Source organism: Celeribacter litoreus, from assembly GCF_020165855.1.
Lineage (GTDB): Bacteria > Pseudomonadota > Alphaproteobacteria > Rhodobacterales > Rhodobacteraceae > Celeribacter > Celeribacter litoreus.
In genome coordinates this window covers 358,430-379,624 of sequence record NZ_JAIUFY010000014.1, presented here as the reverse complement: position 1 = coordinate 379,624, position 21,195 = coordinate 358,430, and the positions used below count along the sequence as shown (strand labels likewise).

Sequence of the window (21,195 nt, the reverse complement as noted above, 5' to 3'; positions counted from 1 at the left end):
TCAGGCCACCTCCTCCATATGACCACCCAAGAACAACTGGCCGACCTTCGGGTCGGCCAAAAGTTTGTCGGCCTTGTCGTGCATGCGCATCTGACCGAGTTCGAGCACGATCCCGTAGTCGGACATCGCAAGCGCGGCTTTGGCGTTCTGCTCGACCATGAGGATCGTCACCCCCTCATCGCGCAGCGCTTTGAGGGTCTCGAACACCTCCTGAACGAGGTTCGGCGACAGACCGATGGACGGCTCGTCGATGAGCACCATCTTCGGGTCCAACAGCAGAGAGCGTGCAATTTCGAGCTGCTTTTGCTGACCACCGGAAAGCTCGATCGCTTTGCGGTCCTTGAACTGGCGCAACATCGGGAACTGGTCCATGACGAGCTCCATACGGCGCTTCACACTCGCCTGATCGTTGGACGTGATCCCGCCCATCTCCAGATTGTGCCAGACAGACAGCTGCGGAATGACGTTGCGGCCCTGCGGCACGTAGGTGACTCCATGGCCGATCATCTGTTTGGGCGAGGACCGCGTCACGTCCTCCCCGTCGAAAATGATCTGGCCGGAGTGGATGTCGAGCATCCCGAAGATGGCTTTGAACACCGTCGATTTGCCCGCTCCGTTGGGTCCGATCACCGTAGTGATCGTCCCGCGCGGGATGGAAAAGGTCGTGCCGTTCAAGATGGTGATCTTGCCATAGCCGCCGTAGAGGTCTTTGAGTTCAAGCATTGCAGACATAATCAGCCTCCCAGATATGCGTCGATAACTTGCTGGTTCGAGCGGATGTCCTCGGGCGCGCCCTCGGCAATGATCTGCCCTTCTGCCAGCACGATGATCCGCGTGCACAGCGACATCACGAATTCCATGTTGTGTTCGATCACAACAAAGGTCGTGCCGTGTTCACGGTTGTAGGTGATGAGACGCTCCTTGAGATACTGGAGCATCGTGAGGTTCACCCCGCCTGCCGGTTCATCGAGCAGCACAATCTCTGGCCCCGCCATAAAGGCCATCGCGGCATCGAGCAGTTTCTGCTGACCGTAGGACAGCGCGCCCGCCTTTTCGTCACGCAGGTGGCCGAGGCGGAAGAACTCGATCATCTTTTCGGCCTCGCCCGTCAGACCGGCGTCGGATTTGCCGAAGAGGCGTGTGAGCATCGTGCCATGATGCTCCTGCCCCGCCATGATGATGTTCTCGATCACGGTCATCTCGGGGAAGACGGAGAGTTGCTGGAATGTGCGGCCCACGCCCATTTTGCTCAGTTCATGCGCCTGCGCACCTGCCACCGATTTCCCGTTGATCTGCACGCCGCCCGAGGTGGGCGTGAGCTGTCCGAGGATACAGTTGAACAGCGTGGACTTGCCGGAGCCGTTCGGTCCGATGAGACCGAGGATTTCACCCTTTTCGACCTCGAACGTCACGCCATTGACCGCGCGGATCGGGCCGAAGTGTTTGTTGATGTCCTGAACGGACAGAACTGTATTGGCTTGCATCACAATTGCGCTCCCTGTTTGAGATCGCCACGCTCCTCTTGCGGTTTGAAGGAGGCGAGCAGTTTCTGTCCGAGGCCAATGAGACCCTGCGGCGAGAAGATCATCACGACCAACACAAGCAGTGCGTAGATGATGAGGTAGTAGCCGTCGGTAAAGCGGAGCATTTCAGGCAGAAGGACCACTAGGCCCGCGCCAAGAATGGGGCCGAAGAAGTAGCCGGAGCCACCCACAATCACCATCAGCAGGATTTTGAGCGACAGGATCAGCGTGAAGGACCCGGGTTCGATGAACTGCACGAGCGGAGCTTGGAGTGCGCCAGCGAGGCCACCCATGGCAGAACCGATGGCGAAGGCCAGCAATGTCATGCGCGTGGTGTTGAGGCCCAGAGAGTTGGCGCGGATCGGGTTTTCACGGAGCGCCTTGAACGCACGTCCCCAAGGAGAGTGAAGCATCCACGCCATGGCGGCTGCGGTGATCAGGAAGCAGACCACAACGAAGTAGTAGAACGGCAGCTGCATCATCGTGTTGAACGGACCGAACTCAGGACGCGGGATACCGACGAGGCCGAGGGACCCACCCGTGAGCCAGTCTTCGTTCCGAAGCACGAGGAACACGAGCGTGTTGAAGGCGAGCGTCACGAAGGCGAGGAAGTGGTGCTGGACGCGCAACGCCGGATAGCCGAGGGCGAGACCGATCACAAAGCTCGCGGAGATGGAACAGAAGACCGCGAAGATCCAGTGCACACCGGCCATGGTGAGGAGCGCGGTGATATAGGCCCCGATCCCCATGAAGGCCGCTTGTGCCAGACTGATCTGACCTGCGTAGCCGAGGGTGAGGTTGAGGCCCATGGCAGAGATCGAGAAGATCAGCCAGGAGCACAGAACGTAGATGATGTAGTTGCCCTGCCCCATCGGCGCGATGAAGAGCGCGATACCGAATGCGAACAGAAAAAGGATACGGAGAGCGGTCATACGGTCCTCCCTTCGGACGTGCCCATGATGCCTTGCGGACGCACCATGATGATAACAATGAGCAGGATGAGCGGGATCGCCGCGCGGTATTCGGCGGAGATGTAGACGGCGGCGACGTTGTCGATCACACCGATCAACAGACCGCCCACGAGCGCGCCTTTGATCTGATTGAAGCCGCCGACGATGGCCGCGATGAAGGCGATCATGCCGAGCGTCTCACCGTTGGAGAACTTCGCGAGATACACAGGCGAGATCAGGATCGACGCAATCGCCGCCAGCGCGCCGTTGATCAGGAAGGTGTACATCACCATCCGCTTCACATCGACGCCGAGGATTTCGGCGACGCGCGGGTCCTGCGCGGTTGCCTGCATCGCGCGGCCTGTTCGGGTGCGCCCGAGGAACAGTTGCAGAGAGATAATCGCCGCAAACGCCACGATCAGGTTGCAGATGTCCTGCACAGAGATCGACGCGCCGAAGAAGTCGAGCACATGCTGCGGGAAAAGCGTCGGGAAGGGCTGGCCCTGCGCAGAGTAGAACTCTTTGACACTTTCCTTCATCAGGAGCCCGAGCGCGATGGTCGCGATGACCAGAGGCAGCGTGCCGTGCGGTAGCATCGGTTCGACGATCAGCTTTTTGAACATCGCCCCCAAAATCAGGAGCGACAGCACCATGGCGGTCAGGATCGCGGCCCAGAGCGGCAGGCCAAAGATCGTCATACCCGCGAGCACAAAGAAGGCCGGCAGCATCACGAACTCGCCCTGCGCGAAGTTGATGGTTTGGGACGCCTGCCACAGCAGGGTGAAACCGACAGCCGCAAGAGCATAGATCGCGCCCGCCGACAGTCCCGAGACTAAGATTTGCAGGAGTTCGGCCATTGCCATTCCTTCCCGTGTTTAAGTGGACAAAACCCCTGCCCCCGAATAGGAGCGGGGACAGGGTGAGGCGGACATGCCGCCTGAAATGCGAACATCAGTTCGCTGGGAGAACTTCGGACACCTGTTCGCGGCCATCGACGACCTCGACCATGTAACTTTCGCGGGAGACCTCTCCGGTATCGTCCCAGCACATATCGATCAGAACGCCGGGATACTCATCGGCGTCGAGACACAGACCGTGCACCACATCAGCGAGTTTCTGGCTATTCACCTCACCCACCATCTCCGTGCCGTATTTGATCGTGTAAGCGCCGATATAGCCCTTCATCGCGTTGTAATCGGGGCTATAGCCAAAGCGTTCGGAGAACTTGTCTGCAAACTCCTGAACCCGCGGTTCGTCGGCGGCGATGGTCAAAGCGACGTGGCCTTTCGCACCATTCGCGGCGGCACCGGCCAGATCGATCACCTTCTCGGAGGTCAGAACGCTGTCCCCGATTTTCGGGATGTCGAGGCCTTGCTTCGTGGCTTCCATCAGGAACCGCGCGGCCTCTTCCTGTGTCAGGTAGATGAAGACGGCTTCTGCATCAGAGTTCTTGATCTTGAGAACGTCTGCGGAGAAGTCCGCTTGGCCCTGTTCGGACGGAATATCTGCAACGACGTCTAGACCCATGTCCTCAACGATGGACACAAAGCTGTCGTGGCCGCCCTTGCCGAATTCGGTGTTGGCCCAGGCAATCGCGACTTTGGAAACGCCGAGCTGGTCCTTCAGGTAGCTGCCGATCTTCGGCATCCCTTTCTGTGCGCCCCAGTTGGTGCGGAAGATGTAGGGGTTGCCTTTCGAGGTGATCGACGGGGCCTCGGATGCGGTGAACTGTGGAATGCCGTTCATCTGCGCGACGAGCATGTTCACGACGGTCGAGGACGAATAGACCGTGCCGAGCAGCGCAAATGCGCCCTCATCGATCGCCTTCTGCACCAGAGCGCGGCTGACCTGCGGGTCCGTCTGGCTGTCGTATTCTTTCATCTCGACGGGCATCCCGAGGATACCGCCGTGCTCGTTAATCTCATCCACGGCCAACTCGACACCGTGCGCCCAGACCGTCCCGGCCGCAGCGCCCGGGCCGGACAGCTCGGAAATGTTGGCAATCTTGACCGTCTCGGCGACTGCGCCACCGGCCATCAAAAGTGCAGTCAGGCTGACACCAGCCAGATAAGTGCGTTTCATGATTAGTCCCTCCCTAGACCTTTTCAGGTGCTTGAAAAGCGGCCCTTTTTGATGTGCGTGGGCCTGCAATTCGCTCCCTGCGCCGACCTCCACGGCGCAGGGACTTTTCTTCGGTCGCCTTAGTTCGGCGGCAGGATGGTCGTGATTTCCTGTGCGTTGTTCTTCACTTCGACCATGAAGCTCTCGCGGGACACTTCGCCGGTCTCATCCCAGCAGATGTCCATCAGAACACCCGGATAGGTTTCGGCATCAAGGCACAGACCATGCATCGCATCCGCGAGCTTCTGGCTGTCAATTTCACCAACTATTTCAGTGCCATATTTGATGGTGTAGGCGCCAATGTAGCCCTTGATCGCGTTGTGATCCGGACGGTAGCCGAAGCGCTCTGTGAACTTCGCATCCATCTCCTTCAGGAGCGGAACAGGTGCATCGGCGGATAGACCGACGTGGCCCAGTGCGCCCTCAGCAGCACCACCGGCGAGGTCGATCACCTTCTGAGAGGCGAGCACCGTGTCACCCACACGCGGAATATCGAGACCCTGCTTTTCGGCTTCGATCAGGAAACGCGCGCTTTCTTCTTCGGTAAGGTAGATAAAGACGGCTTCCGCACCTGCGTTCTTGATCTTGAGAACGTCAGCGGAGAAGTCCGCTTGGCCCTGCTCTGACGGCACGTCGGCCACGATATCGAGACCCATCTCTTCGGCAACATTGGTGAACGCATCATGCCCGCCTTTACCGTATTCGGTGTTCGCCCATGCAATCGCGACCTTATCGACGCCAAGCGTGTCTTTGAGGAAAGCGCCGATCTTCGGCATCCCCTTCTGCGCACCAAAGGCGGTGCGGAAGATGTAGGGGTTGCCCTTGGATGTAATGGACGGGGCCTCGGAACCGGTGAACTGCGGGATGCCGTTCTGTTGGGCCACGAGCATATTCACAACGGTGGACGACGAGTAAACCGTGCCCAGTAGAGCGAACGCGCCGCCGTCGATGGCCTTTTGCACGAGCGCACGCGACTGCAGCGGATCGGTCTGGCTGTCGTATTCCGCCATATCGACCTTCATCCCGAGAATGCCGCCGTTCTCGTTGATCTCGTCGATTGCGAGATGCACGCCATCGGCCCAAACGGACCCTGCGGCAGCACCCGCGCCCGAAAGCTCGGCGATGTTTGCGATGTGGATCGTGTCCGCCTGTGCGGCCAGTCCGAAACCTGCGGCGAGCGCGGTTCCTGTGAGTAGAGTTTTCAGCATGGTCTCCTCCCTGATAGATGCTGATTGGAACGGGTTATCTGTGTGTGCGACCCGTCATGAGTTGCCAGTCATCACGTCCACCAAGAGTTCCGCCTGCGCATTGAACATGCCGAGCCCCGGCATGATGGCGCAGCCTTTGCTCTGTGCGATTTCGAGCTGTGGTGTGATGGTTGGTTTGGTGATGCTGTCGGCCACGAACTGGTGGCTTTCATACTTGTGTGCGTCGATCGGCAGAGGATCGCCCTCCCGCATACCGACCGGCGTTGCGTTACCGACAAAATCATATCCCGTCGGATCAGCGCTCCCCACGCCGACTTTGCCGGGGAAGCGATCTTCGAGGCGGGCAATCGTGGCGTCCCGACGCGCGCTGTCGACGTCATGGATGGCAAGATAGGCCGCGCCGCGGGCGAGAATTTCGTAGGCAATGGCCGCACCCGCACCGCCAACACCGACGAGAAGCGCGCGTTTTCCTGCGATATCGAACCCGCAGTCGGCCACGCCATTGAGATAGCCCTGACCGTCCGTGTTATCGCCTTGCCACGTTCCGTCGGCGCGCTTGTGCATTACGTTGACAGATCCGGCGAAGGCCGCGCGCTCCGTCGGGTGGTCGCAATATCCGAGCGTTGCCTGCTTGTGCGGAACAGTGGCAATCAGACCATCGACATTCGGCAGTGTTTTCATCGTCGCAACAAACGTCGCGTAATCATCTGGATGCACATGCGCCGGCACGACGAGCGCGTTCTTCCCGCGCTCAACGAGAATGCCGGTCAGTAGTCCCGGTGACTTGACCTGAGCGATTGGATCGCCCGCGATCGGATAGAGCAGGGTTTCCCCGTTCAGCTCGACATCCATTCCCATTTCCTCCCCAGCGCGTTCTCCCGATGCGCCCTCTTGCAGTTAAAATTGCAATCCTTTGCCCGTCACTGAATGGACGGCGCTCCGGATAAATTGGACAATTCGCTAGAGACCCACCCGAAGCGCTCAGGCAGCACTCCGACCCTTCTCACGCGTCCTGCAACGCGGCGCGCCAATGCGCCAAAGTCTGTGAAATTCCGTCCTCCAGAGACGTCACAGGAAGCGCATCGAACCACGCCGCACGCGCCCCGCCCTGCAGAATTTCAGGTGTTTTCAGAGGATTTCCCTCGATTTCGACCCGTGCGTCCGGCACTGCGTCTTTGAGCGCACGGACAAATTCCTCGACCGTGGCCGACGCCCCGTGAAGGTCAAACACCTCCGCGCCTTCCGTCGCTTCGAACAAGCCTTGGACAAAAGCACGCGCCACATCGGCGACATGGACAAATCCCACGGCTCCCGAAAACTGAATTGTCGCGGATTGTGCAAGTGCAGCAGCCCGCAATGCAATCGACGGTCCCGCCGCGATCCCCGCGCTCTCACCCGGCCCGTAGACGATGTAGGGACGAAACCCGACACTCGGCAGACCATGATCGAGCCACGCACACCGCGCCATGCCCTCAATGGCGAGCTTATGAACCCCGTAGAGCGTTTCCGGATGGGGCAAACGCCCCTCGCCCGCGCCATAGACGGCGGAACTCGACGCATAGGCCAGACGGGACGCACGCGCATTCACCGCCTCTGCGATGACGGTTTGCCCCCCGATCAGGTTGACTTTCGCCGCACGGACCGGATCAGCCTTGCAATCTATAGTCATGAGGCCCGCGAGATGGATGACGGCCCCACAGCCAAGCATCGCGTCGGCGACTGCGGGCGCGTCGGTGACATCCCCCGCGATGATCTCGCACTGATCCGAAAGACCAGCAGACACAAACTCCAAGGTCTCCGCCTGCGGCCTCAGATCAAAGAGACGCGGCTTCAATCCCTGCGCCACAAGTTCCCGCGCGACAAACGCGCCGAGAAACCCCGTCCCGCCGGTCACGAGGACAGGTTTCTCTGTCCAGCCGGTCATGACGCCTTCCGCGCGGTCTCGGAAACGCCGCGAGACATGGCATGCGTGGCCGCAATGGACCCAAAAACGATGCCTGGTCCAATCGTGATCCCCGGCCCCGGATAGACGCCACCCATGATGGAGTTCATATCGGCACCCGCCGCATAGAGCCCTTCGATCACCGAGCCGTCTTTGTGCAGGAGACGTGCGCTTTCGTCCGTGACGAGACCCGTCGCGGCCCCGATATCCCCCGGATAGAGCTTGACCGCGTAGTAAGGCCCAGCCCCAAGCGGGCGAAGCGTCGGGTTCGGGCCATGCGTGGCATCGCCGTTCGCGCGCTCATACACCGTTTCGCCACGATGAAAGTCCTCATCGACGCCTTTTGATGCAAGGTCATTGAAACGCTCGACAGTTGCGACGAGGTTGTCTTTGTCGATCCCGAGCTTCTGGCCCAACTCACGCAGCGTCGCGCCCTTTATCAGATAGCCATCGGCGAGGAACGGCGTGAAATCCTTTGTCCCCGGATGGATCATCCCCATCCCATATTTGGTCGCCGCCGCCGCATCCGCGATCAGGTAGGTCGGGATATGGGAACCGTCCTTGTCCGCTGCGTACATCGCAGATACAAATTCGTGGTAGCTCCGGCTCTCGTTGACGAACCGTTTCCCATCCTTACCGACCGAAATGATGCCCGGTTTGGAGCGGTCGAGCACGAAATGCGGGAAAGCGGCTTCTGAACCGTCCTTGCGCTTTCGGATCGACACTGGCGCCCAGTAGCAGGGCTGCGCCGAGGTGTCGGAGTAATGCGCCCCGAGGCCCAGAACGATGTCATGCAACTCGCCGGTGTGACCAGGCGCAGATGGCGACACACGCGGCGCGGGCGACGGAAGCATCTCCTGACGCTTGACCGGATGGCGCGCGAAGCCGCCAGAGGAGAGCACCACACCCTTCGTCGCTGTGACCTCGACCGTCTTGCCACCCTGCTCCAGCATAAGCTTGAACGCGCCACCACCGAGGGGCGTCAGACCCGTGGTTTTGGTTTCCGTCGCAATCTCGACGCCGCGTTTGCGGGCCTCATACAGGAAACGACCGATGAGAGCATTGCCCATCAGCATCCGCGTATCGCGCCCATGCGCCCATTTGCGCAGGTAGTACCGCGCCACGATCCGCATGGAATAGGCGAGCGAACGGGCGCTCTGCTTCATCTTCAACAGGTGCGGAATGTCGTCGCGGTCAATCTGCATCCCGCCGAGAATGGTGAATTCCGGAATGGGCGGACGGACGAGCCAGATGTCATCCCCCAAAAGCGCCCCATCGAACGGCTCGGGTTCGAGGGCGCGCCCGAAAGAGGTCGAGCCCTCCAGCTCATGCAGGTAATCGGGATGGAACGGACGACCGCGGAACTTCACATCGGTCTCGTCTTCGAGCCGGTGGATCGCCTCAGGGCCGCGCTTCACAAAAGCTTCGCGCAGCGGGCGCGGGGCACGGTTGCCGACGGCGCGGTCGAGAAAGCCCATGACATTCTCTTCACTATCTTCGGCCCCCAATTCATCGCGGAAACGGGTGTTCGGAACCCATGTCGTCGCCGCCGAAAAGGCCGATGTCCCGCCGAGATATTCCGTGCGCTCGACCAAAAGAACGCGCCCGCCCTCCATCGCCGCAAAGGTGGCTGCCGACATGCCCGCCGCCCCTGCGCCAAGCACGATCACATCATAGGTCGACCCGTCTGCAGGCAGCACCGCGGTCCGCGATTCTTTTTTCATCTCTGTCCTCCCTTGTGCGCAATTCATTGTTTTCATGATGTTTTGCGCAGCGCAGTCTGTGCGTTGGTTTAGATCATTGCCATTTTTGGAAACTCTTTCAAGTTTTAAAATTTCTTTTATTTTTGATTTTGATGGCTATAGTCATCTCAAGGAGCGGCGCCGAGAAACGGGGCCGAGGAAGGAAAAACAGCATGAAAATGACGCGCATAGCTGTGATTGGCGGCGGCGCCATCGGGCGCACCCACGCCGAGGCGATTCGAGCCTGTGGACGAACAGAGCTGGTCGGGATCGTCGATCCGTTTGCGACCGGAGAAGCGCTCGCAAAGGAGTTGGACAGCCCCCATTTCAGGAAGCTGGAGGACCTACCTAGTGGCGCGGTTGACGGCGTCGTCATCGCGACCCCGAACGCGCTCCATGTGCCTCAGGCAACAGCCCTCATCGAGGCAGGCATTCCCGTCCTCGTGGAAAAACCTTTGGGCGAAAACGCTGAGGCCTGTGCCGAACTCGTGGCACTCTCGGACCGCACAGGCGTGCCCGGTCTCGTGGGGCACCACCGCCGTCACAACCCGATTATTCAAGCGGCAAAGAAGGCAATTCTGGACGAGCGGTTCGGCACACTTGTCTCCGGCACCATCTCCGCCACCCTGCGCAAGGCCGATAGCTACTTCGACGTCGAATGGCGGCGCGAGAAAGGGGCTGGTGGACCGATCCTGATCAATCTGATCCATGAAATCGATCTGGTCCGGCACCTGTTTGGCGAGATTTCAGAGGTTTTCGCCATCGCCTCAAACGATCAACGCGGGTTTGACGTTGAGGACACGGCAGCGGTCATCCTCAAACTGGCGGGCGGTGGTCTGGTCACGGTGTCCCTCACGGACGCGGGCGTCGGCCCGTGGTGCTGGGACACGACCGCAGGCGAAAACCTCGCGCGTTTCCCCGCCATGCCCGCAGTCTCTCACATGTTCTCCGGCACGAAAGCAGGGATGAGCCTGCCCGATCTCGCGTTCTGGACCCATGCCGGTCCCGCCGACTGGACCGTGCCGCAGGAGAACCATCCGCTCCACGGCCTCCCTATCGACAGCTATATCGAACAAATCCGCCACTTTGCCGCTGTGATTGAGGGCGAGGAATCCTCGCGCATCACGCTCGCGGATGGGGCGGCAAATATCGCCGTGATCGAGGCCATTCGCCGCGCGATTGCGGAAAAACGCCCCGTTTACATTGACCCGCCTACGCAAAACGCCCCATCTAAGCCGAAAGCGATGATGGAGTAAGATTATGTCCGGCGTAATGGAACGAACCTTGGCGATCCTTGAACTTCTCGGAAAGAACCCCGAGGGGCTACAGGTGAGCCTGATTGCGAGCGAGTTGGACATGCCTGCCTCTGCGGCACATCGCCTGCTCAAAGAGCTCTCGCAATTCGGGTACGTGCGCCAGTTGCGCAATCAGGGGGACTATGCCCTCACGATCAAACTCGCCGGGATCGGGCTCGCCTTTCTGGCCCGCACCGGTGTGCCGGATATCACCCAGCCCATCCTTGACCGCCTCGCCGCAGACACACGTGAATTGGTGCGCCTGTCGGTGATCGACGGGGACGATCTCGTTTGGGTTGGCGTCGCACAGGGCGCGGTCGCGGGGCTGCGCTATGATCCGGGCCGTGAACAGGGGATCAAGGTGCATCTGGCCTGCTCCGCCGGTGGTCACGCGCTCCTCTCCACCTTGAGCGACGAAGAAGTCCTCGAACGCATTGGCGCGCAGGGGATCAAGCCTGATTTCCCCGTTGGCCCGGGGGCGCCCACGACGATTTCCGAAGTGCTCGCCTCCGTCGCTGAGGCGCGCGAAAAGGGCTACGCTGTCAGTTTCGACAGCTACCACGCGGGCATGGGCGCCATGGCAATGCCGGTGCGTTCGACCGAGACCGGCGCTGTGATCGGTTGCCTGTCTATTGCGGGACCGGCCGTGCGGGTCACCCGTGAGCTTATGGAAGACTTCTATCCGCTTCTGAAGGAGGCCGCCGAGGAAATCGGTGGCGCGGCAGAGGCGTCGTTCTTTTTCAACCGAAACCGGGCGCTGACTGCACAGGCGCTTGAAACCGAAACCCGTCAGGCGGGCTGAACCAAGCGGTTCTGCCCTCTGACCCGAACGCGTGGTGCCTTTCACGCAGGTAGACCAAGGCAGACCTATGGACAGCGAATTGGCGGGCGTCACGGCCTGCGACGTTCTGATCGTTGGATCAGGCGCGGCGGCTCTTTGTGCCGCGATTACAGCGAGAGAAGCGGGACTGGATGTCCTCGTCGCGGAAAAGACCGAGGTCTTTGGCGGCACATCTGCGTGGTCGGGCGGCTGGCTCTGGATTCCGCAGAACCCGCTGGCGGAACGTGCGGGCATCGTGGAAGACCCCGAGGCGCCGCGCCGCTACCTGCGCGCCTTGCTCGGCAATCGCATCCAAGACCCGCGCATCGAGGCCTTTCTCCATAACGGGCCTGAAATGGTCGCCTTTCTCGAAGAGATCGGCGCGATGACATGGGTTGATGGCAATAAGGTGCCGGATTTCTACGATCACGACGGGGCTGTCACAGGCGGACGATCCGTCACCGCCGCGCCGTTCAACGGGCGCACGCTCGGGCCGCTGTTCAAACGCCTGCGCCCGCCCCGCGATATCCTGTCGCTCTGGGGCATGGGGATCAACAGCGGCGCGGATATGGCACATTTTTTCCAATCTTGGCGCAGCCCATCGTCAATTTGGCACATTTCGAAGCGCCTCTCTCGCCATGTCGTCGATCTGGTCCTTCGTGGCCGAGGCACTCAGCTTGTGGGTGGAAACGCCCTTGTCGCGCATCTCCTGAAGGCAGCGCAGGAGCATGGCGTGACCCTCTGGCACAGCTGTCCCGTTACGGGGCTGATATCCGAGGACGGCCGTGTGATCGGTGCGCATCTCACCCGCGGCGGAAAAGAGATCGAGGTACGCGCCAAACGCGGCGTCATCCTCGCGGCGGGCGGGTTTCCCCATGATGCGGAGCGCCAGAAAACGGCCTTTGCCCATTCTAAAACGATCCCCCACGCCTCTGCCGCGCCAACGACGAACACCGGCGACGGATTGCGCCTCGCCGAGGGGATCGGCGGTGAGGTCGATACGACACTTGCGGAACCCGCCGCATGGGCACCCGTGTCGCGCGTGCCTGATGGCAAAGGTGGGTTCAAGAACTTCCCGCATTTGGTGGACCGCGCCAAACCCGGCTTTATCGCGGTGGACCGACGCGGAAAACGCTTTGTGAATGAAGCCAACAGCTACCATGAGTTCATGAAAGCGCTCTTTGCCGCCACCCCCGCAGGCCAAGCACCCGAAGCGTGGCTCATCTGCGACCACCGTGCACAGCGCCAGTTCGGGATCGGATGGGCGAAGCCCTTCCCCTTCCCGCTCGGCCCCTTCCTGCGGTCCGGCTATCTCAAACGCGGACGGACGCTCAACGATCTCGCGGCAAAGTGCAATCTGCCGTCTGACGCGTTGGAGAGCACGGTTCAGCAGTTCAACACACAGGCCCGCGAGGGGCGCGATCCCGCATTCCACCGCGGGGAGACGCCATACAACCGCGCGTCTGGCTGGGCAAAGCACAGAGGGCCAAACCCCTCGCTCCGCCCGCTCGACCAAGGCCCGTTTTACGCCGTGAAGCTCGTCCCCGGCTCGCTCGGCACCTTCGCGGGGATCAAAACCGCCGCCAACGGGCAGGTTCTCTCGACCACAGGCGCCCCCATCGACGGGCTCTACGCCATCGGCAATGACGCCGCCTCGATCATGGGCGGGCATTACCCCTCCGGCGGGATTACGCTCGGGCCGGGGATGACATTTGGCTACGTCGTCGGGCGACGACTGGCCGGGCTGCCGGTGAGCGGCCTCGAAACCAACATTCCAACTCATAGAAAGGACGCATGATGACATATTATGAAATCGCCACACTCAAGACCGTGATTTTCGGCGCAGGCAAAGCCTCGGAAGGGCTGCAGAACTGGCTGGCTGCGGGCAAAGGCACACTCCTCGGCGCGTGGGGCACGGACATCGGAAATCTCAATGAAGTCTATGTCTTGCGCGGCTTTGACAGCCTCGACGAGATGATGGATGAGCGCGAACGCGCCATCATGTCCGAAAACCCGATGGGTTGCATGGAGCACCTCATCGATCTGCGCTTTGACAGCTACAAACCGTTTGATTTCCTGCCGCCGGTGACGCCGGGCACCTATGGCCCGATCTACGAATTCCGCACCTATAAGGCCAAACTCAACGGCGTTTCTGTGACGCAGGACAAATGGCGCGAAGTCATCCCTGCCCGCTCCGAATATTCGCCGCTCACGGTCGCCATGTGGGGCTTTGACGGTAGCCCGCGTGTGACGCAAATCTGGCCCTATAGCTCTCTTGAAGCCCGCGCAAAGGCCCGTAGCCAATCCGTCGCGGACGGCAAATGGCCAGCGAAGGGTGGTCCCGACTGGCTCACCCCTGACATGACCAGCGCCATCGCGATGCCGCTCCCCTTCTCTCCGTTGAAGTGATCGACATGGCGCATCGGTATTCACTCGCCTTTCTAACCACGCACGCGGTCGCACCGGATGAAGCGGTGCGCATCGCTGCGGCGACGGGATATGACCTCGTGGGGCTGCGGTTTCTGCCTGCCGCCCCGACGGAACCGCCCTACCCGATCATGTCCGATCCGAACGTTGAAGCGCGCGTGAAAGCCGCGTTGGACGAGACCGGTATCGGCATCGCCGACATCGAGATTGCCCGCCTGAAACCGGACACGGATGTCGAGAGCTTTCGGGATTTTCTCGCGCTGGGACAACGGCTTGACGCAAAGAACGTGCTGGTTGCGGGCGACGACCCGAACCATGACCGGATCACAGCGACCTTCACGGCCTTCTGCAATCTCGCGGCAGAATATGGCCTCACCGGTGATCTCGAATTCATGCCGTGGACGGGTGTCAAAACCTTGCGAGAGGCACAGGCGATTGTGGAGGCGTCGGGCTGTCCGAATGCGGGCGTTCTGATCGACGGGCTGCACTGGGACCGCGCGGGCAGCACGCTTGAGGACATCCGCAACCTGCCGCCGCAGTTCATCCACTACGCGCAGATTTGTGACGGGCCGAAACCCTACGATCCGTCTGATGCCGGTCTGATTGAGATCGCGCGCGGCGCGCGCCTCTTGCCGGGGGACGGTGGCATCGATCTCAAGGGGATGGTGCGGGCGCTCCCCGCCGACACGGTTCTGAGCGTCGAAATTCCGCAACTGGTGAAGGCGAAAACAGTCGATGCCAAAACCCGTGCGCGCGAGGCCTTGGATCGAACCAAAGCGATGGTTCTGGAGAGCGCAATTTAAAGTATCGCCGAGTCCGAGCAAACAGAAACCGCGCCAGCAATAACTGGCGCGGTTCCATTTTTTCAGCCGGAGGTGGATTTGTTTACGCCGTCAGATCGAACCGATCCGCGTTCATCACCTTGGTCCACGCCGCCACGAAATCCGTTACGAATTTCCCGGCGTTGTCGTCTTGCGCGTAGACCTCGGCGTAGGCGCGGAGGATGGAGTTGGAACCGAACACGAGATCCATACGCGTCGCGGTCCATTTCACATCGCCGGATTTGCGGTCGACGATCTGATAGGTGCCATCCCCGACAGGCGCCCATTTGTAGGCCATGTCGGTAAGGTTCACGAAGAAGTCCGGCGTCAGCGCGCCTTCGCGGTCCGTGAACACGCCATGTTTGGTGGCCCCGTAGTTGGTGCCCATGACGCGCATCCCGCCGACCAAAACGGTCATCTCGTTCGCGGTCAGCCCCATGAGTTGGGTCCGGTCGAGCATCAGCTCCTCCGCACTCACCACATAGTCCTTCTTCATCCAGTTTCGGTAGCCGTCTGCGAGCGGCTCGAGCGGGTCAAAGCTCTCTGCATCCGTCATCTCGTCGGTCGCATCCCCACGACCCGGCGCAAACGGCACCTCGATATCGAAACCGGCGGCTTTCGCGGCCTGCTCCACACCGACGTTGCCGGCGAGAACGATCACATCCGCGATGGATGCCCCTGCCTCGGCTGCAATCGGCTCCAGAACCGACAGCACTTTGGCGAGACGCTCCGGTTCGTTGCCTTCCCAGTCCTTCTGCGGAGCAAGACGGATACGCGCACCGTTGGCACCGCCGCGCATGTCAGAGCCGCGATAGGTGCGCGCGCTGTCCCAAGCGGTAGAAACTATCTCGGACAGGGACAGACCTGACGCTGCGATCTTCGCTTTCACCGCCGCGACATCGTAATCAGTCGCGCCAGCCGGCACAGGGTCCATCCAGATCAGGTCTTCGGACGGAACTTCCGGCCCGATATAGCGCACTTTCGGCCCCATATCGCGGTGCGTCAGCTTGAACCACGCACGGGCGAACGTGTCCTGGAAATACGCCGGATCAGCGATGAACTTCTGGCAGATCTCGTTATAGATCGGGTCCATCTTCATCGCCATGTCCGCGTCGGTCATGATCGGGTTGTGACGTTTCGACGGATCGGTCGCATCAAGTGGCTTATCCTCTTCCTTGATGTCGATCGGCTCCCACTGCCATGCACCGGCGGGCGATTTCTTGAGTTCCCATTCATACCCGAAGAGCAGGTCGAAATAGCCCATGTCGAACACCGTCGGGTGCGTCGTCCATGCGCCCTCGATGCCGGAAGTCACTGCATTCGCGGCCTTTCCGCCCATGTTCGGGTTCGCCCAGCCGAGACCCTGCATTTCGGGACCAGCAGCCTCCGGATCAGGGCCAAGTGCCTCTGCGTCTCCATTGCCGTGAGTTTTGCCGACGGTGTGACCACCTGCTGCGAGGGCCACAGTCTCTTCGTCGTTCATCGCCATACGGGCAAAGGTCTCGCGTACCTGCGCGGCGGTTTTGAGCGGGTCAGGTTGGCCGTTCACACCCTCAGGGTTCACATAGATCAGACCCATCTGCACGGCTGCGAGCGGGTTTTCCATTGAGGCGGGATCGGCCACATCGTCATAGCGCTCGTCAGACGGTGCGAGCCACTCTTTTTCAGCGCCCCAATAGACGTCGGTCTCCGGATGCCAGATGTCCGGACGGCCATAACCGAAACCGAAGGTTTTGAGCCCCATGGACTCATAGGCCACGTTACCCGCAAGGATCATCAGGTCGGCCCAGCTGATTTTATTGCCGTATTTCTTTTTGATCGGCCACAGCAGACGACGCGCTTTGTCGAGGCTCACGTTATCCGGCCAAGAGTTCAGCGGTGCAAAACGCTGGTTGCCGGTGCCGCCACCGCCACGACCATCCGCGAGACGGTAGGACCCCGCCGCGTGCCACGCCATACGGATCATGAGACCACCATAGTGGCCCCAGTCTGCGGGCCACCACTCTTGGCTATCCGTCATAAGGGCGTGCAGGTCGGCCTTCAGCGCATCGTAATCAAGCGACTTCACCTCTTCGCGGTAATCAAAGTCCGCGCCCATCGGGTTCGTTTTGGTGTCATGCTGATGCAGGATGTCGAGGTTGAGCGCATTCGGCCACCAGTCCATCACCGACGATTTCATCGCCGTCATGCTGCCATGCATAACCGGACATTTGCCCGACGTATCACGATCATTTCCGTCCATGGGTTTTCTCCTTCAAATTGCGACACCGTCCTCCCCAGGCGCGGTCGCGAAAAACACGTCGTCTCGAATCTAATTTTCGAGCTCGTGAGAAAACGTAGCAGTGGCTTTCGATTATTATAATTTCTATTTTCATATCGATAATATAAGAAAATCTTATGACAGGCGCGTAAGGCGTTCGAGCGCTAAATCAGCACGCATTCGGACCTCAGATTATTCGAGTTCCTGAAGACGATCGCGGCGTTCTTCGACTTCTTCGAGATAGGTTTGACCGGCGGTTCCGAGTGCGAGACGCGCCTCGACACTGAGCAATCGCAACACGGCGAGAGCTCCGGAATAGGCGTCGGCGAACTGGGACGTTTCGACCTGACATTCAATTGTCCACGTCGCGAATGCGGGAGCCTCACGCACAGTTTGGTCCGCAATCAGAAGGATACGCGCTCCGGTTCCGGCAATCTCCTCAACCACACGGTTAAAGTTCGCCGGACGGCGACGCAGACCGATGACAATGGCGAGGTCATCCGCGCCCAAAAGCGAAATCCCTTCCGCATGCGTTTGGCCGGGCAGCAGCATGGGCGACACCGCACGGCGGATCTGGGCAAGCTGCGCCGTGAAATACTGGGCGAGAAAGTGACTGTTCCGATAACCGAGCGTCCGAACGCGCTTGGCCGTGGCAATTGCCTGCACAATTTCCCGCAACGTCATAGGATTGAGGCGGGTTAATGTCCCTTCGAGAACATTGATCTCGCTTTGCAGTACCTCGGAGATTTGTTCACTCGCCGGTGTCATCCCACCAGTAAAGAGTGGAGACCCCGCCGCGCGGAACTTTCGCGCTTCCTGACGGGCCTGTTCAAAGCTGTCATACCCCAACCGGCGAAAGAAGCGGCTCACCGTCGCATTCGACACCCCCGCCTCACCCGCAAGCTCTGTGGCCGTAAAAACGGCAAGCTCCGACGGGTTATGCAAAAGGGAATCGGCAATCCGTTTCTCCCCCTCCGACAAACCGCCATATGCTTCATGAACACGCTTGGAGATCGACATCGGCGCGGTTTCCGCTTCTTTTTTTGGCACAGTGCGCCTCCCCGTTAGGAAATCCATATTTCATGTTTGCACAGTTCATGAAAAACCTTTTTCACTCTCGATATCAAGCGTTCCAAACCGAATTCGAGTTCTATCGTGTCAAACATATCAACGCAGGCGAGATTGTGGAGCCTCCGCATCAACTGGGTGGTTGAACGCGTTTGCGTCGCACTGCTCGTCGTTCTCGTGCTCGATGTGTGGCTCGGTGTGATGGTGCGTTATGTTATTCCGCTGCCCCTGACCTTCACCGAAGAACTTGCGCGCTACCTGATGATCTGGATGGCGCTGCTTGCCGTCTCGTCCGGCATTGCGCACCGTGAACATATTGGCGTCGAGTTTGTCTTTGGCCGCCTGCCTGCGCCGGTGCGCCGGTGGCTCGCCCTTTCCTTCGACGTGCTGGCCTTCGCCTTTTTCGCAGCGCTCTTTTTTTACGGCATCGGCTTCGCCGTCAAAGGCTTCTCCCGCCTGACGATGATCTATGCCATGCCGAAGGGCTATCCCTTCATGGGCGTGCCGCTCGCCGCGCTGATGGCCTGCTTGCAACTCTCGCTGACCGCCGTCCACGACCTTTTCGCCGAACGTGCACCTGAATCGACCGGCGCCACCCTCGTTCCGACAGGAGATGATGACTGATGGGCGCTCTACTCGTTGCAATTGCCTTCTTCGGCCTCATGGCCCTCGGCATGCCGGTGGGCTTCACCATCGGTGTCGCGGGGATGATCGGGATTTTGGACATGGGGCCGCGCTTTATGCAAATGGCGCCGGATCGTGTCTTTGCGGGTCTCGATCTTTTCCCCTTCCTCGCGATGCCGTTCTTTATTCTCGCGGGAGAGATCATGAACCGCTCGGGCATCACGCAAGGCTTGGTCAAGCTGGCGGATGCTCTGGTGGGCTGGATGCGCGGTGGGATGGCGCATTCCAACATGGTCGCTTCCGTGATGTTTGCTGGCATCACCGGTTCTGCAACCGCTGATGCCGCCGCTTTCGGGAACACCCTTGTTCCAGCCATGCAAAAGGCCGGTTACACGCGCAGCTATGCTGCCGCGGTGACTGCTGCCGGATCGATCATCGGGCCGACTATCCCCCCCTCGACCCTTGCGATCATCTATGGCTCTATCATGGGTGTCTCGATTGCGGGAATTTTCGCGGCGGGCATTCTGCCCGGGCTGCTCATCTGCGCCATCTGTATGGCGGTGATCGCCCTCTCGGCCAAGCGCAAGAACCTGCCCAAGGGCGAGGGCCGCCCGAGTTTCCGTGCCGTGTGGTTTGCCCTGAAAGAAGGCATCCTCGCCGCCCTTCTGCCGCTCTTTATCCTCGGCTCCATCCTCGGCGGGTTTGCAACGCCCACAGAGGCCGCCGCGATCGCCGTCGCCTACGCGCTCTTTGTCGGCGGTGTGATCTACCGCGCACTGTCGTGGCGGGACCTCTACGAGATCGGCGTGCGAACGACGCGGATCACGGGCGTCATTTTCCTGATCATCGCGGCCGCCTCCATCCTCGGCTGGTGGATGACCTTCAACCGCATCCCGCAAGCCATCGCAGAAGCCATGCTCGCCGTCTCAGACAACCCGAGCGTGATCATCGGCATGATCCTGATCCTGCTGCTGCTCATCGGTCTCGTGATGGACATCAACGCGACACTGATCATCCTCGCACCGGTGCTCGGCCCGCTGACGCTCCAGATCGGCATGGACCCCGTGCACGCAGGGATCATGATCATCCTCGCGCTCAATATTTCGCTGATGACCCCCCCGGTCGGCGCCTGCCTCTTCGTCCTTGCCTCCGTCACAGGAGAAAAGGTGGAGGCCATCACCCGCGATCTTTGGCCCTTCATTCTCGCCGAAGTGAGCATTCTCCTTCTGATCGCCTTCTGGTCAGATCTTACACTTTTCATACCACGACTGCTGGGACTCTAACCCGCAGCGCACCTCCCAACAGGAAAGGACCTCTTCCGATGAATATCTTGAAAACCGCATCTGCTGCACTCGTCGGCATCTGCCTCGCGGCATCTGCCCACGCCGCCGACATCACCATCCGCCTCGCGCACCTGAACCCCGAAGATCCGTTCGGCTCTCACTCCGGCGCAATGTCTTCTGTCTTCAAATCGCTCGTTGAATCCAATTCCAACGGCCGCATCGAAGTGCAGCTCTTCCCGAACGGCCAGCTCGGCAAAGACAACGAAGTGATTGAGCAGGTGCGCTCCGGTCTCGTTGAATCCGTGATCTCCTCCTCCGGCGGCATGGCACAGCACTACCCGCTCGTCGGCGTGTTCGACATTCCGTTCGCGTTCCCGAACATCGGCGTCGCGTCCAAAGTGATCGACACCGACAGCTCGTTTGGCGAAGCCTTTGTTGCTGATCTCGAAGAAAAAACTGGCCTCGAAGTGCTCGGCCTTCTCGACTCCGGCGGCTTCTTTGCCTTCACCTCCGGCAAAGCGCCGATCACCTCCGTAGCCGACATGGAAGGTCAGCGCATCCGGACCATGACCCTGCCGACCCACGAGGCGATCATCTCCTCCCTCGGTGGCCAGCCGACCGCCCTGCCGTGGGCTGAGGTCTACACCGCGCTGCAAACCGGCGTGGCCGATGGTCAGATGAACCCTGTGCCGATCATCGCCTTTGCGAAGTTCGACGAGGTGCAGAAGTACCTCTCCATCACCAACCACCTGATCACGCCTTACATCTGGACCATGAACGCCGAGTTCCTCGAAGGTCTGAGCGAAGAAGACCAGTATCTCGTCAAATGGGCCGCTGATGTCGCCACCGACGCAGGCCGCGCCATGAGCCGCGTGATCGAAGCCTCTGACAAGGGCCTTCCGGCACTCGCAGAGAAACTCGACGTGAACGTCGTCACCCCGGAAGAGCAGGCGAAATTTGCTGAAGCTGCCCAGCCGGCTGTCCGCGCCCTGATCGCTGAAAGCTACGGCGAAGAAGGCACTGCGATGCTTGAGGCGATGTTCACCTCCATCGAAGAAGAAGCCGACTTCTAATCCCCCCTGAGCGATCGACACGGGCGTGAGCTGCGCGC

19 protein-coding genes are annotated in these 21,195 nt (G+C 60.3%); 8 read left to right on the top strand and 11 right to left on the bottom strand.

Annotation, left to right across the window (positions count from 1 at the left end):
* The 9 genes from LA304_RS15460 to LA304_RS15420 all read right to left on the bottom strand — a co-directional run bounded on the left by LA304_RS15460 (position 1) and on the right by LA304_RS15420 (position 9,468).
* Positions 1–732, bottom strand: a complete 732-nt coding sequence (locus tag LA304_RS15460; protein WP_224504063.1) for an ABC transporter ATP-binding protein — start codon at positions 730–732, stop codon at positions 1–3.
* A gap of 2 nt (positions 733–734) precedes the next feature.
* Positions 735–1,484 (bottom strand): ABC transporter ATP-binding protein, encoded by a 750-nt coding sequence (locus tag LA304_RS15455; protein ID WP_224504062.1) that lies wholly within the window; start codon positions 1,482–1,484, stop codon positions 735–737.
* Entirely contained in the window at positions 1,484–2,455 is a 972-nt protein-coding gene (locus LA304_RS15450; protein WP_224504061.1) for a branched-chain amino acid ABC transporter permease, read from the bottom strand. Before LA304_RS15450 ends, LA304_RS15455 begins: the two co-directional genes overlap by 1 nt.
* The gene (locus LA304_RS15445; RefSeq protein WP_224504060.1) at positions 2,452–3,330 is read right to left on the bottom strand and encodes a branched-chain amino acid ABC transporter permease; all 879 of its coding nucleotides are present in this window, start codon (positions 3,328–3,330) and stop codon (positions 2,452–2,454) included. Before LA304_RS15445 ends, LA304_RS15450 begins: the two co-directional genes overlap by 4 nt.
* Positions 3,331–3,424: 94 nt before the next feature.
* The gene (locus LA304_RS15440; RefSeq protein WP_224504059.1) at positions 3,425–4,555 is read right to left on the bottom strand and encodes an ABC transporter substrate-binding protein; all 1,131 of its coding nucleotides are present in this window, start codon (positions 4,553–4,555) and stop codon (positions 3,425–3,427) included.
* A 119-nt stretch (positions 4,556–4,674) separates the two neighbouring features.
* Positions 4,675–5,802: an ABC transporter substrate-binding protein gene (locus tag LA304_RS15435; RefSeq protein WP_224504058.1), complete on the bottom strand. Its 1,128-nt coding sequence runs from the start codon at positions 5,800–5,802 to the stop codon at positions 4,675–4,677.
* A 54-nt stretch (positions 5,803–5,856) separates the two neighbouring features.
* The gene (locus LA304_RS15430; RefSeq protein WP_224504057.1) at positions 5,857–6,654 is read right to left on the bottom strand and encodes a shikimate dehydrogenase family protein; all 798 of its coding nucleotides are present in this window, start codon (positions 6,652–6,654) and stop codon (positions 5,857–5,859) included.
* 151 nt (positions 6,655–6,805) lie between these two features.
* Positions 6,806–7,726: an NAD-dependent epimerase/dehydratase family protein gene (locus tag LA304_RS15425; protein ID WP_224504056.1), complete on the bottom strand. Its 921-nt coding sequence runs from the start codon at positions 7,724–7,726 to the stop codon at positions 6,806–6,808.
* Positions 7,723–9,468 carry an FAD-dependent oxidoreductase gene (locus tag LA304_RS15420; RefSeq protein WP_224504055.1) on the bottom strand — a complete coding sequence of 582 codons (1,746 nt, stop codon included), beginning with the start codon at positions 9,466–9,468 and terminating at the stop codon, positions 7,723–7,725. Before LA304_RS15420 ends, LA304_RS15425 begins: the two co-directional genes overlap by 4 nt.
* Before the next feature lie 197 nt (positions 9,469–9,665).
* Here LA304_RS15420 and LA304_RS15415 point away from each other — a divergent pair, with 197 nt between their 5' ends.
* From LA304_RS15415 to LA304_RS15395, 5 genes are all read left to right on the top strand, one after another.
* The gene (locus LA304_RS15415; protein WP_224504054.1) at positions 9,666–10,742 is read left to right on the top strand and encodes a Gfo/Idh/MocA family protein; all 1,077 of its coding nucleotides are present in this window, start codon (positions 9,666–9,668) and stop codon (positions 10,740–10,742) included.
* Positions 10,743–10,758: 16 nt separating this feature from the next.
* Positions 10,759–11,583 carry an IclR family transcriptional regulator gene (locus LA304_RS15410; protein ID WP_224504053.1) on the top strand — a complete coding sequence of 275 codons (825 nt, stop codon included), beginning with the start codon at positions 10,759–10,761 and terminating at the stop codon, positions 11,581–11,583.
* 67 nt (positions 11,584–11,650) lie between these two features.
* Positions 11,651–13,399 (top strand): FAD-dependent oxidoreductase, encoded by a 1,749-nt coding sequence (locus tag LA304_RS15405; RefSeq protein WP_224504052.1) that lies wholly within the window; start codon positions 11,651–11,653, stop codon positions 13,397–13,399.
* Positions 13,399–14,010 (top strand): NIPSNAP family protein, encoded by a 612-nt coding sequence (locus tag LA304_RS15400; RefSeq protein WP_224504051.1) that lies wholly within the window; start codon positions 13,399–13,401, stop codon positions 14,008–14,010. The genes LA304_RS15405 and LA304_RS15400 overlap by 1 nt, the downstream gene beginning before the upstream one ends.
* 5 nt (positions 14,011–14,015) lie before the next feature.
* Positions 14,016–14,831: a sugar phosphate isomerase/epimerase family protein gene (locus LA304_RS15395; RefSeq protein WP_224504050.1), complete on the top strand. Its 816-nt coding sequence runs from the start codon at positions 14,016–14,018 to the stop codon at positions 14,829–14,831.
* 82 nt (positions 14,832–14,913) lie between these two features.
* Here the strand turns inward: LA304_RS15395 and katG are convergent, their stop codons facing one another.
* The gene (katG, locus tag LA304_RS15390; RefSeq protein WP_224504049.1) at positions 14,914–17,091 is read right to left on the bottom strand and encodes a catalase/peroxidase HPI; all 2,178 of its coding nucleotides are present in this window, start codon (positions 17,089–17,091) and stop codon (positions 14,914–14,916) included.
* Between the two features lie 210 nt (positions 17,092–17,301).
* Positions 17,302–18,159, bottom strand: coding sequence for a MurR/RpiR family transcriptional regulator (locus tag LA304_RS15385; RefSeq protein ID WP_224504048.1), 858 nt, complete (start codon positions 18,157–18,159; stop codon positions 17,302–17,304).
* Positions 18,160–18,315: 156 nt separating this feature from the next.
* Here LA304_RS15385 and LA304_RS15380 point away from each other — a divergent pair, with 156 nt between their 5' ends.
* Genes LA304_RS15380 through LA304_RS15370 form a run of 3 tightly spaced genes read left to right on the top strand, consistent with a single transcriptional unit; the run spans position 18,316 to position 21,157 of the window.
* Entirely contained in the window at positions 18,316–18,801 is a 486-nt protein-coding gene (locus LA304_RS15380) for a TRAP transporter small permease (RefSeq protein WP_224504047.1), read from the top strand.
* Positions 18,801–20,084, top strand: coding sequence for a TRAP transporter large permease (locus tag LA304_RS15375; RefSeq protein ID WP_224504046.1), 1,284 nt, complete (start codon positions 18,801–18,803; stop codon positions 20,082–20,084). The genes LA304_RS15380 and LA304_RS15375 overlap by 1 nt, the downstream gene beginning before the upstream one ends.
* Positions 20,085–20,122: 38 nt before the next feature.
* Entirely contained in the window at positions 20,123–21,157 is a 1,035-nt protein-coding gene (locus LA304_RS15370; protein WP_224504045.1) for a TRAP transporter substrate-binding protein, read from the top strand.
* The last annotated feature ends 38 nt before the right edge of the window (positions 21,158–21,195 follow it).